The 12,613-nt window shown below is 62.9% G+C and carries 10 protein-coding genes; 4 read left to right on the top strand and 6 right to left on the bottom strand.

Features of this window, described 5'->3' with window-relative positions; translation table 11 throughout:
- Positions 1 to 216: 216 nt before the first annotated feature.
- The 4 genes from AC1L6K_RS08745 (at position 217) to AC1L6K_RS08730 (ending at position 5,196) form a co-directional block, all read left to right on the top strand.
- Positions 217 to 1,563, top strand: a complete 1,347-nt coding sequence (locus AC1L6K_RS08745; protein WP_480952311.1) for an AfsR/SARP family transcriptional regulator — start codon at positions 217 to 219, stop codon at positions 1,561 to 1,563.
- Between the two features lie 204 nt (positions 1,564 to 1,767).
- Positions 1,768 to 2,118 carry an ArsR/SmtB family transcription factor gene (locus AC1L6K_RS08740; protein ID WP_480952310.1) on the top strand — a complete coding sequence of 117 codons (351 nt, stop codon included), beginning with the start codon at positions 1,768 to 1,770 and terminating at the stop codon, positions 2,116 to 2,118.
- Entirely contained in the window at positions 2,115 to 2,600 is a 486-nt protein-coding gene (locus tag AC1L6K_RS08735) for an SRPBCC family protein (protein WP_480952309.1), read from the top strand. The genes AC1L6K_RS08740 and AC1L6K_RS08735 overlap by 4 nt, the downstream gene beginning before the upstream one ends.
- A gap of 436 nt (positions 2,601 to 3,036) precedes the next feature.
- A complete protein-coding gene (locus tag AC1L6K_RS08730; protein WP_480952308.1) occupies positions 3,037 to 5,196 on the top strand; it encodes a hypothetical protein in 2,160 nt (719 codons plus the stop codon).
- A 692-nt stretch (positions 5,197 to 5,888) separates the two neighbouring features.
- On the opposite strand, the gene AC1L6K_RS08725 is transcribed toward AC1L6K_RS08730, so the two are convergent.
- From AC1L6K_RS08725 to AC1L6K_RS08700, 6 genes are all read right to left on the bottom strand, one after another.
- Complete coding sequence (locus AC1L6K_RS08725) at positions 5,889 to 6,911, bottom strand: glycine betaine ABC transporter substrate-binding protein (protein ID WP_480952307.1); 1,023 nt, start codon at positions 6,909 to 6,911, stop codon at positions 5,889 to 5,891.
- Entirely contained in the window at positions 6,912 to 7,742 is an 831-nt protein-coding gene (locus AC1L6K_RS08720) for an ABC transporter permease (RefSeq protein WP_480952306.1), read from the bottom strand.
- Positions 7,739 to 9,013 (bottom strand): ATP-binding cassette domain-containing protein, encoded by a 1,275-nt coding sequence (locus tag AC1L6K_RS08715; protein ID WP_480952305.1) that lies wholly within the window; start codon positions 9,011 to 9,013, stop codon positions 7,739 to 7,741. Before AC1L6K_RS08715 ends, AC1L6K_RS08720 begins: the two co-directional genes overlap by 4 nt.
- Complete coding sequence (locus AC1L6K_RS08710; RefSeq protein ID WP_480952304.1) at positions 9,006 to 9,647, bottom strand: ABC transporter permease; 642 nt, start codon at positions 9,645 to 9,647, stop codon at positions 9,006 to 9,008. The genes AC1L6K_RS08715 and AC1L6K_RS08710 overlap by 8 nt, the downstream gene beginning before the upstream one ends.
- A gap of 766 nt (positions 9,648 to 10,413) precedes the next feature.
- A complete protein-coding gene (locus tag AC1L6K_RS08705) occupies positions 10,414 to 11,859 on the bottom strand; it encodes an amino acid permease (RefSeq protein WP_480952303.1) in 1,446 nt (481 codons plus the stop codon).
- A gap of 121 nt (positions 11,860 to 11,980) precedes the next feature.
- Positions 11,981 to 12,586, bottom strand: a complete 606-nt coding sequence (locus tag AC1L6K_RS08700; protein WP_480952302.1) for a helix-turn-helix domain-containing protein — start codon at positions 12,584 to 12,586, stop codon at positions 11,981 to 11,983.
- Between the last annotated feature and the right edge of the window lie 27 nt (positions 12,587 to 12,613).

Below are 12,613 nucleotides of genomic sequence, written 5' to 3'. Positions count from 1 at the left end.
ACTCCCTTGTCCGCTGCTCCGCTCCCCAAGGTGGAGAGCGTAAGCTGGTTTGACGTGATTGATCTCACAAGTACAGCCCGTTGGGGGTTGCACGGGCGTTACACGCGTCGAGAACGTTGCGGCCGCAGCGTTGCATTCACTGCGTTGCAATCACGGCGTTGCAATCACGGCACGTGGCTTTCATGACCAGCCATGGTCACCTGAAGGGAGTAATGCATGTCCGAGGTGTTCTCCGGCACCGGTGGCACGAGCGCCACCGCAGAGCTTCGCTTCAGCGACCCGGATCGATATGCGCGCATGCTCCGCCACGCCCATGAGGACGTCATTGGCGGCGGGAACAGGGTCGAAATCTCCTCCGGAATCCAGGAATCCTGGCGCCGCTCCCTCGCCCTGGGCATCAGTCCCGACCAGCACAGCCCCAACCATGTGCGCGAACCGGCCGAGGCCCGCGCCCTGCGCCGGGAGCACCCCCTGTCCCCCGCAATCCCGGCGCTGGCCGAATTGCTGGGCGATGATTCAGACAGTGGGCGGCAGCTGCTGATCATCACCGACGCCGCCGGTGAGGTGTTGTGGCGTGTCGGTGGCCGCAACGCCCTGGCCCAGGCCGACTCCCTGGAATTCACCGAAGGTGCCGACTGGTCCGAATCCGGCATCGGCACCAACGCCATCAGCGAGGTTCTGCGCACAGGCACCGCCGGACAGCTGTTTTCCGCCGAGCACCTGGTGCGCACACACCACGACTGGGCATGCACAGCCGCCCCAATACGGCACCCCCGCACCGGTGAGCTCCTCGGCGTCCTGGACGTTTCCGGACCACTGAAAACCCTGACGCCGGACTCGCTGCGCATGGTCCGGTGTGCGGTCCGGGCCGCGGAGGAAATCCTGGGCAACACGGCACCCGGCCCAGGGCGCATGGCGGCCCCGTCGGGCGGGCACGACGCACTGGGTGACGGGTCCGGCGTCGGACATGGGGCTGCGGGAGTAATCACAGGGATTGAACTGCTCGGCGAGCGTCCGGCCGTCGTGCATTCGGACGGTCGGCGGGCGCCGCTAACGTTGCGGCGGGCGGAGATTCTGGTGCTGCTGTGTTCCCGCCAGCAGGGTTTCAGTGCCGACGAACTCGCGTACGAGCTGTATGGGGAGGCCGGGACGGCAGCAACCGTGCGCATTGAAATGCACCGGCTCCGGGCTGTGCTGGGACCTGTCATTTCCTCCAACCCGTACCAGCTGGCCGGCCCGGTGCGGGCTGTTGTGGACGCGAACCAGGTGCTCGCGGCGCTCCGCTCCGGAAATGCGGGCGAAGCGCTGGCCCGCTACCGCGCCCCACTGCTGAGCCGCTCGACGGCGGAGGCCGTTGGGCTGTTGCGGGAAGAACTCAACGCCGCTGTCCGGACAGCGCTGCTCACTGATTCCTCCAGTGCGGCACTCTCCCAGTGGCTGGCGTCCGACATGGGCGCCGCGGACACGGACGCAGTCGCCGCCCTGGAGGTGCTGGTGGGCGCGGATCCGCAGGTGGCCGCCTTTGCTGCCCGCGCACGCAGGCTGGATGACGCACTGCTTTAGTGCCTCTTTCTCGCTGCCCCTGACAGTTCCGGCAGCTTGGCGTCGGGGCAGCCGGCGCTGCGGGTTGGCGGTGTGGCTGCGGGCTGGCGTTGTGCGCACTGCGGGTTGCCTTTGCACGCGCAACGGGGCGGTGTGGAAACTGCCGCAAATTGTGCTCCCAGATCCATTGACGGCAGCATCGACACGGGAGTAATCTACAACCAAATGGTTGTAGATGAAGTAAGTGAAGCCGACATTGACCGCTTGTTCCAGGCGTTCTCCGATTCCACGCGGCGTGACATTGTCCGCAAGGTCACCGGGGCGCAATATTCGGTGTCGGCACTCGCTGCCCACTACGCCATGAGTTTCGCAGCAGTCCAGAAACATGTGGCTGTATTGGAACGCGCCTCTCTGATCACCAAGGAGAAGCGCGGAAGGGAGCAGCTGGTGGGGGCAAACCATGAAGGCCTGCGAAGGGCCCGCCGCCTGCTCGATGAATATGAGGCCATTTGGCGGCAGCGTGCCGTGCGGATCGCCGACATCCTGTCCGAAGAACCCGAGAAGGAACCATCATGACCGTTACCAGTTCCGTCAAAGCCCCCGAGGCACTCAGCCTCACCATCGTGTCCGAGTTCGACGCCGCCGTCGACCGTGTCTGGCAGATTTGGGAGGACCCGCGCCAGCTCGAACGCTGGTGGGGTCCGCCCACCTGGCCGGCCACCTTTGAGCGGTACGACTTTGAACCCGGCGGCGAGGCCAGCTATTTCATGACCGGACCGGACGGATCGAAGGGGCGTGGCTGGTGGGAGTTTACGGCCATCTCAGCCCCAAACCGCTTGGTAGTGGAGGACGGTTTTGCCGATGAGAATGGGGCTCGCGTGACTGACATTGGCGCCGCGACGATGACAGTCACACTGGAGGACCTCGGCGGCCGCACCCGGATGAGTGTGGAAACGAAGTTTGAGTCTGAGGAGCAGATGGCAAAGATGGTGGCCATGGGCATGGAAGAAGGCATGCGCGAGGCAATGGGCCAAATCGACGCCATCCTGGCCGGGTAGAAGTCGAATTTACTTGACACCGGCAGGGCTTGACCCGCTTCGGCGGCCCGGCCACTTCACGGCCGCCGACCGGCTCCACTGACCCTGACCATAGTCGCCGCCGACCGGCTCCACTGACCCTGACCATAGTCGCCGCCGTTCCCGCATTTTGCCGCAGGTATAACTGCGGCAAAATGCGGGAACGGCGGCGACTTTTCATGGGCAGGACGGAACAGTGAAGGCTGCGGGCAAGCGCCCACGCTCGCCCTCCCGGCACGGGAAATCATCACGCATCCAGCGACTGCCAATGGCCGCAAAATGGCAAGGGTGCACAGTCCAACTTTTGGTCACAATTGCACAACGCTTGACTTAAGCCCCACACACTCATGTAAGTTACTCGTCAGTAGCTTAACTTGTTAGCTGCATCACACTTGCCAACTTCAGTGAGGAACTGCTTATGCCCCGCAGCACTACAGGCCCGCCATTGCACAGGTCCGCCAGAAACCACTACATTGCCCACGCCATTCTTGGCCTGCTGGTCCTGGGGCTAATCGTGTTCTTCGCCCTGACCACAACCAAAATTGCCACCGGCGCCTCACAGCTCAACGATGGCACCAAGCTCACAGCCGCCGGGGCCAACAAACTCCACGAAGGAGCCACTGACCTCGACGAGGGCGCAACGGCGCTGTCCAAGGGCGCAGCCACCGCAGCAAAGGGCGCCACGGCTGCCAGCGAAGGAGCCACCAAACTCTCCGGCGGAGCAACGACGCTCAGCGATGGAATCGGAGACAAGCTGGCCCCCGGACTCGTGAGCGCCAACGACGGCGCCCTCGCACTGTCCGACGGGGCAGCCAAAACGGCCGCCGACGTCCACAACAAACTTGCCCCCGGCGTCTATTCGGTGGCTGACGGCGCCGATCAGCTGGCAGCCGGCGGAACAGAACTACACGCCGGTGCGGCAACGATTGCCGACGGCGTCAAGAATCAGCTCGCCCCGGGTGTCTTCGCGGCCAACTCCGGCGCCCAGGAACTGTACGCCGGTTCCAAGGAACTCGAGACCGGGGCTGCCACCCTGGCCGATGGTGTCAAAACCCGGCTGGCCCCCGGCATCGGGGCCGTGGACAAGGGTGCGGGCGAGCTGTCAGCCGGCGCCGGCAAGCTCAACACCGGTGCGCAACAGCTGAGCACCGGCGCCGCAACCGCAGCAACCGGCGCAGCGGCTCTCGGCACCGGTGCGGCGCAGGTCGATGCCGGCGCCCAGCAGTTGAGCACCGGCGCACAGGGCCTGGAAGCCGGGGCCGCGCAGCTCTCCGCAGCGCTCACCGCCTCAGCCAGCGGCACCGAACCGGAAAATCTGGCCGACGGCGCGAACCAACTGGCGGCTGGAGCTACACAGTTGGCTGGTCATGGTTCCGCTGACGGCGTGGACGCCGAGGGCCTCGCAGCACTGCAGGAAGGACTGACAAAGCTGCGTGAAACCGCCGAGACCACGCCGGTCATACCTTTGGGACTGATTCTGGACCAACTGAAGCAGCTGGAAGCGGGCGGCCAGCAGGCTGCCGAGGGCAGTGCGGCCCTCGCCGCCGGAGCCCAACAGCTTCAGGGCGGCTTTGGCGTGCTGGACCAAAAGATCAACAGCACGGATCCCGCCAGCCCCGGCCTTGTCGCCGGCGCCCAGCAAATGTCAACGGGGGCCCAACAGCTCGCCGGCGGCACGGCACAACTGTCAGCGGGGCTCAACGGCGTCGCCGACGATCCAGCCCAGCCGGGACTTGTCGCCGGCAACCAGCAGATCGCCGATGGCGCGCTGGAGCTTTCAAATGGAAGCCAGCAGTTGGCGGAAGGCTCCACGGCATTGCATGCAGGGACCCAGCAACTGATGGTGGGCGTCAATGGCAAGCCGGACGACCCCGCCCAGCCCGGACTGCTCAACGCTGTGCAGTCCCTGGCTGCCGGTTCAACCGCCCTGTCAGTCGGCACGGGCAAGCTGTCCGACGGCACCGGACAAATCTCGGCGGGCCTGACGGGCACGCCGGACAAGCCCGGGCTCATCGACGGCACTGCCGCGCTTGCCACAGGAAGTTCGACATTGTCCGCCGGCACGCAAAAGCTCTCAGCCGGCACCCAGCAGCTGGTCTATGGCATGGACGGAACCCCCGGAAATCCCGAGAAGCCCGGCCTGCTTTATGCCGCTGACAATCTGCAGACAGGTTCGCAGAAGCTCGCCGTCGGTACGCAGGCGCTCAGTGAGGGTGTGGCGGGAACCCCGGACAACGCCGGATCAGGCTTGTTGGCCGGCAGCAAGACGCTGGCCGAAGGAGCCGAGAAACTCGCCGCAGGCAACTCGGCGCTGGCGGACGGAAACTCCAAGCTCGCCGCCGGATCCTCCGAACTTGCCGACGGGGCCAGCCTCATGGCAGACGGAGCCAAATCACTGGCAGCGGGCAACACCCAGGTGGCCGACGGAACCTCGGAACTGTACGAAGGCGTTTCAGCCGTCACGCCCGCCGGTGCCGCCGCGGATCCGACACCCATCCTGGCAATCCTCGGCGTCATCCTGGTCGCGATCGTACTGACGGTCATGATCCGGCGCCGGGGTGCAACACGCAAGGAATGACAAGCAACGCACGGCAGTGAAAACGCCGCCGCTCCTGCCCACCGGCTCCGCAACTGCGGGACGGCGGGCAGGAGCGGCGGCGTTTTCATTCAGCTGCATCCTCGGAATTCTCACATTCGTTTCGTTCTCCTACGATGCGCATCATCGTTGAGGCCGTCCTGTTCAACCTGATTACGAAATTGCCTGGCATCGGCCGGTATTTGCGAGCATCCAGCCAACGCTTGCCGGAATCAGAGGAATGGGCTCGGCTGGAGCCTGATTTTCTGTCCCGCATAAGGCCGGGCATTTTATGCGGGCGGGCATATGGGAATACTGAGGCGGTGGATTTACACGGATTTACAGGCAGGGGAATTTTGGTAGCGCTTGCGCCGGTGCGGGACCGCCATACCGGGCACATGGCAACAGCTTGTGATGCCCGACGTCGGATGGCCCAGGCCCATGCTTTCCCCCGCCAGCAAGGCAAAGGGTGACTCTGTGTACTGCGTGCAGAGTTCGCCTGTGGTGGTGGCCAGTGGTGCCGGCGCCCGGCGAGCCCCTCCCGACAGGGGTCTCGGACGGTGGTTTGCAGCTCGGGCGCCCTCACCACAACACTGGCAAGGGCACCCGCCGTCGTCCTGGATGAACCCCTGCGGGTGAGCGGTTCATGTCGGTCCGGTTGACAGGATTACGGCCTGTTGCTCGTTGGCTTCCAGCTACAAGGCTGCCCCAGCGGTGATGAAACCCTTCTCAACCATCCATTCAAAGGCGACGTCGGCTGGGTCTCGGCCATCGACGTCGACCTTCAAGTTCAGGGCACGCATGACGTCGTCGGTGAGCAGGGGTGAAATCTGCTCGAAGATTCCCTCGAGCGCCGGGAACTTCGCGAGCATCTCTGAATTGAATACCGGGGCAACGTTGTACGCGGGGAAAAACTGCTTGTCATCGGCCAGCACTGTCAGACCGAGTGCGTCAATCCTGCCGTCGGTGGCAAAAACCTCACCGAAGGTGCAGTCACCGGAGTCTGTAGCGCTGTACACGGCACCGACATCGTAGAGACCTATGTTCTTTTCAGGAACTCCATTGGCCGTACCTCTCCCGATGCCATAGTGCGCCAGCATCGGCGCGAAGCCGTCCGGGCGGGAATTGAACTCGGGTTCGACACAGAATGTCCTGTCAGCGACAGGCACCTTCTGAATGTCCGACAAGGTGCTGAGCCCGAACTCGGCCGCTGTCTCGTCAGTGACCGCAATCGCATAGGTGTTGTTGAGCGGTGCCTTGGTTCCCCAGGTCAGTCCATTGGTGAGATCTTCATCGTGGACCGCCTGCCATTGGGCAGTTTGGTCCGGGATCCCCTCGGTGTGGCCCATAAAGCTCAGCCAAGCCGTTCCGGTGTATTCCCAGATGATGTCGGCCTTACCAGCGAGCATGAGCGAACGGGTGGGCTGACTGCCAGGAACGTTGGTGAGATCGTTGACCTTGAATCCAGCGGCATCGGCCGCCAGTACAGCCATCTTGCCGAGGATCAGCCCCTCAGTATTATTGCGGCCGGTGACAGTCACCTCGGCGCCCTGGGAACCAGGGATCACTTCAATGGTTCCCGGCCCAGCGGCCGGAATGTAGGAGGTGGCCGGGGCAAGCCCGCAGCCGGAAAGCAGGGTGACAGAAGCCAGAACTGCGGTGAGGGCGGCCGTTATGTGGGCAAATCGTGATCCAGGCGTGCGAGCGGTGACGCTCATCTAGAGTCCTTTCGGTCGGCACAGGTGCTCGACGACCCTGCCGGCCCAGTCGATGAGGAGTGCGAGCAGTGCGACGAGAAGCGAGCCGGTAACGAGAACGGTGGTGAGGTTCAGCTGGACCCCCGTCGTGATGAGGATCCCGAGGCCGCCTCCGTTCACGAATGCGGCGAGAGTTGCCGTGCCAACGAGAAGCACGAGGGCGGTTCGGATGCCGGCGAGCATGATCGGAACGGCCATGGGCAGTTCGACCTTGAAAAGCACGGCGGCAGCGGTCATACCCATTCCGCGGCCGGCCTCAACCAGCCTCTGGTCGACGTGTTGCAAGCCGACCATGGTGTTCCGCAGAACTGGCAAGACCCCGTAGAGGACGAGTGCGATGACGGCCGACCAGAAACCGAAACCGAGCCAGAACGCAAGGAGTACGAGCAGCCCAATGGACGGTGCGGCCTGGCCGATGTTGGCGAGGGCGAGCACCGGGCCGCTGAGAAAGCGAAATCGGTGGCGGGTCAGCAAGATGCCGAGCGGAACGGCGATGGCGAGCACGACCACCGCGGCGAGCAGGGTCAGTTGGAGGTGTTCGAGGGTGTAACCCCAGAGCGCTGCAGGGGCGAGCGTGGTGAGTTCGGCCTCTGAGAGTGGTGCCAGCTGGAGCCAGATGACCAGAACGGCCAGCACAACGAGGATCGCGACAAGTTGGATGACGAGCGCACGCCACGAGCGCCATCCCGAAGAGGCTTCGATGTTTCCCTCGACATCACCGATGCCCCCGGCTTCAAGCTCCTCTGTGTCTAGAGCGTCGACGCCCAGCGTTTCGCGGTCCGGTGGCGTCATGGTGCCACCTCATCGCCGGCCTCTGAGGCTGCTGTGGTGCCTGGTGCTTGAATGTCGATGGAGCTGGTGTTGATGCCGATGGGCGCGTTGGTCGACTCGCCTGCTGCCGATTCGTGTGCCGTTGTGATGGCCTCCATGATGGTCTTCACATCGATGACACCCTCGAATACCTCACGCCTGCCCGTGACCAGCGCAGCACCGGCGCTGGAGACGAGCATCGTATCGAGCGCATCGTTGAGCGTGGCCCTGCTGCTGACAATCGGCAGTTTCGGGTCCGGCGTCGCGGTCACCGAAGTTAGGCGTCCGAGCTGTCGACGGGAGAGTCGCTGGATCGGACGCTGGCGATCATCGACGATGACGGCATGTCCATGGCCGGCTTCGGTGATGCGGGCGAGAACGGCTGCCGCGTCGTCGCCGGGGTGCGCGACGGTGGCGGCGGTGAGGGGAACATCGCCGACACGGGTCAGCGTGAGCTGTTTCAGACCGGCGCCAGCGCCAATGAAGTTCTCAACGAACTCGTTGGCAGGGTTCGCGAGAATCCGTTCGGGGGTGTCGTACTGCACGAGTTGGGCACCCTCATTGAAAATGGCGATCCAGTCGCCGAGTTTCACGGCCTCGTCGAAGTCGTGGGTGACGCAGACAATGGTCTTTTGCACTTCGGCCTGAATGTGGAGCAGTTCATCCTGGAGACGTTGCCGGGTGATCGGGTCGACGGCGCCGAAGGGTTCGTCCATGAGGAGAACGGGCGGGTCGGCGGCGAGGGCGCGGGCGACTCCGACGCGCTGCTGTTGCCCGCCGGAGAGCTCCTTCGGGAACCGATTGCGGTACACGCCAGGGTCGAGGGAGACCAGTTCCAGCAGCTCATCGACACGGGCGGCGATACGTTTGGCGTCCCAGCCGAGCATTTTGGGCACCATGCCGATGTTCGCGGCGACGGTCTTGTGCGGGAAGAGCCCGCCCGCCTGGATGACGTAGCCGATCTGGCGGCGGAGACGATCGCCATTCATGTTTGTGACGTCCGCGCCATTGATGACAATTCGGCCATCAGTGGGCTCAATGAGCCTGTTGATCATCTTTAGCGTTGTGGTTTTGCCGCAGCCAGACGGGCCGACGAACATCACCATCTTGCCGGCGGGGATCTCCAAGGTCAGGCCGTCCACGGCGGGTTTTTTCTGTCCCGGGTACCGCTTGGTGACCTGATCGAGAAGGATGGACGCTCCGGTGATGCCGTTTGCGTTGGGTGTTAGGGAATTTTTAGTTGCTTCAGACACGGATACCTCGAGGGATTGTCAGCCGGCCGACTCCTACAAGGAGGAGATCGAGCAGGAGGGCGAGAAGAATAATGCCGACGACGCCGGTCATGACGGATTCGAACGAATTCGCACCGCCCAGCCGGGACAGACCGGAGAAGATGAAGCCACCAAGTCCAGGGCCGAGTGCGTACGCGGTGATTGCGGCGATACCCATGACCATCTGTGCGGAGACTCGGACGCCAGCCAAAATGACAGGCCAGGCCAGTGGAAGCTCGACCCGGAGCAGGGTTCCCAGCCGGGTCATGCCGATGCCGCGCGCTGATTCCACGACAGTCGGTTTAATGCCGGAAAGCCCGACTACGGTGTTGCGCAGGATCGGCAGTGCCGCATAGAAGGTCGTAACGATCACGGCTTGGGTGACACCGAAGCCGAAGGGCACGACGAGGAGGCCAATGAGCGCGAATGACGGCAAGGTCAGTCCGACGGCCGAGACGGAGTTGGCTGCTGATACTAATGGCTTTCTTCGGTACACCAAGGAGCCGACCACGAGTGATACCAAAGTGGCAAGGACGAGACACTGCACGACGAGGCTGAAATGCTGCCACGCGGCAAAGAAGATCTGGCCGAGTCTTTCGGAGACGAAATCCGTCACAACTGCCTTTCTTCTTAAGCTAAAACCGGACTCAACGATGACGCTTAGGTGATCGCTGTTCGCCCAGTGATGTGCGCACGCGGCAACGGGCCGATGCGAATCTACCGGGTGATTGCCACGGGAAAATTCTTCGAGTTCGGCGTTTACATCTCCGGATTGGGAGGGACTTTGCCGAATGAATCTGTTCGATTCGATTGCGTGAGACGTCACGCGACCTGTTCGACTCTACCCTCTTGGCTATCGTTCCAGCCACAATCGGCGGTGTAGAGGGGAGTATTCGCGCTGCAGTGGGTGTCATTTTCACAGCCTGTGGCGGTGCCTTGCGCGGGAAGATTCCCGTGGCCACACACTTCGCGACAGAGAAGGAATCGGGTTCCGCCACGACCCTCGAATGAGTGGACAAATTATGCTCTACATGCTGATGTGGGCCGCGGATGGCGGCGGTCCGCACCGCCGTGGACCATGGAACACCAATCCGGCAAGAAGACGGAGGCCACGCTTGCGCAGAGATGCTCGAATGCGTCGGCTCCAACCAGCACCTGCGACAAGCGCCGATGATTGCAAGCCGCTAAGTGTTGCGCGTCGCGTTGTCTGGTGATGCATTGGTGACGTTTCCCTATTAATGGACGCAAAAACAATCCCAAGCCGGCAGGTTCGAGTCTTGCTGCCAACAACAATCAGGCCGTCGACTGACGACAGGAATTCCGGATTGGTGACACGTAGCTCCGGAAGCTACCGCAACGCCCAGCTTCCGCTCAGGGATGCGTCAGCTGAACAGTGCGTTCTTCGGCTCGTTCTTCTTCACGAACTGCCACCCGAACCAGAGCACCAGTGCGATCACGGGGACGGCACACAAGGTCCACAGTCCCAGCAGGTACTGGCTGCCGTCGGGCTTCGTCAGGGTGTCAAAGCCGATGAGCACCGTGATCGCCAGGAGCGCAACGAGGCCGATCCAGCTTGTCCACGGCGATCCGGGCATGGGCAGCCCGGACACCTTTCCCTTCTTGCGCCGGAGCATGATCTGGCAGGCAAAAATGGACGCCCAGGTGAAGATCACGCCAATGGAGGCGGTGTTCAGGGCCAGGTCGAAGGCGTACGAGCCGCCCAGCCAAATGTTGGCCAGCACGCCGACAACGTATACGCCGGCAATGCTCAGAATCGCCGCGTACGGCACATGGCGCGAGGACATCCGGGTCAGCCAGGCCGGTGCGTGCCCGTTGTTGGCCATGGTGCGGAAAATTCGGCCAATCGAGTACAGCCCCGAATTGCAGGACGACAGGGCCGCGGTGATGACCACAAAGTTCATCACCGAACCCACCCAGTCAAGGCCCATCGTGGCAAACACCGTCACAAACGGGCTCTCCCCCGACTTGTATTGGTCCGAAGGCATGATCATGGCCAGCAGCGTCACCGAGCCCACGTAGAACACCACAATGCGAAGCACGACGGCGTGAATCGCCTTGGGCACCTCCCGTTCCGGATTCTTCATCTCACCGGCCGTGATGCCCACCAGTTCGATGGCGTTGTAGGCAAAGATCACCGCGTTCAGCGCCAGGATCATGACCAGCCCGCCCTTGGGGAACATGCCGCCCTCAGCGTGGAAAAGATTGTTGACCGTGGCGTGCGATTCACCCACCTGGGTGTTCATGACGACCATGGCCGTGCCAACGACCAGGAAAATCACGATGGCGCCAACCTTCAGGCAGGCCGCCCAAAACTCGAATTCACCAAATGCCTTGACGCTGAGAAGATTCACTGCCACCAGCAGCGCCAGGGCACACAGTGCGCTGATCTCCACCGGCACCCCGGGGAAGAAGTATTGGAAGTACAGGCCGATGGCGATGAGCTCGGCAATGCCTGTCATGGCCCAGTTGATGAAGTACATCCAGCCGGACAGGTAGGCGCCCTGCTTGCCAAAGAGCTCGCCCGCGTACGACACGAAAGACCCTGACGTTTGCCTGTACATGATGAGCTCACCGAGGGCCCGCATCAGCAGGTAGGCGATGACGCCTGCCAGGACGTAGGAAAAAATGAGTGCCGGTCCGGTGCTGGCAAGCCGTCCGCCGGCCCCCATGAAAAGTCCGACGCCGATGGCCCCACCCATGGCGATCATCGTCACGTGCCGTCGCGACAGCGTCTTTTGGTAGCCCTCAGCCGAAATGTTGTCGGTTTCGGGCGCCTGTGAGTCAATGTCTGTGAGGTCGTGTGACAAGTAGAATCCTTTAGTCGCCAATTCGTCCCAACATGCTCAACACCCCGCAATCTGTCGCTTTCACAAGGTCACAGCATTGCCAGGGGAACAAAGGACTCGACAATTCTACTCCCGACGGAGTTTAGAGGTCCTCGCGCAGTGCCATGAACGTGTACTCCCACGTCTGCACGTCGTGGTCTCCGGGATCGCGATGCAATTCCCCGGCGTCCTTGACCAGCCGCACAACAGCATTGAATAGTTCCAGCGCCTCCGGCGGAGTCAGCCGCACGGTGCCAACCGCCAACTCGGCCTTGGCATTCTCATCCCTGCCCGTGGCGTAGTCCGGGGCCCAGGCCAGCACCCGCGACAGCGCATTGTGCTGCTCAAGTTCCATCTGCGAGAGATAGGCACCCAAGGCCAACTCGTCGTCGTCCGTCAATGGCTCTTCCGGCGAGCCAATCTGCAGCGACCCATCAACCGACTGCCAGACGCGGTCCCGCTTGTCGCGGGCAAATTGGGGCGCTTCACGGATCATGTCCGCATCAGCCAAAATACGCAGGTGGTAGCTGAGTTTGTTGGCAGCCACGCCCAGCTGCTCGGCCAGGTCGGCGGCCCGGGCGTAATCCTGCCCGGCCAGGACGGACATGATGCGCCGCCGGAGCGGGTGCGTCATGGCCTTGAGCATGGGCGAGGTCATGGTCCGGCCCTGCACCGACTTGCTACCAGCGTCCCGCGCACTCTTTGCCATGCGTCCAGTGTACAAAACGCAAATTTA

It is taken from the genome of Specibacter sp. BI4 (assembly GCF_056680095.1).
Note: the sequence above shows the minus strand (reverse complement) of the source record. Positions and strands in the feature narration are given on the sequence as shown.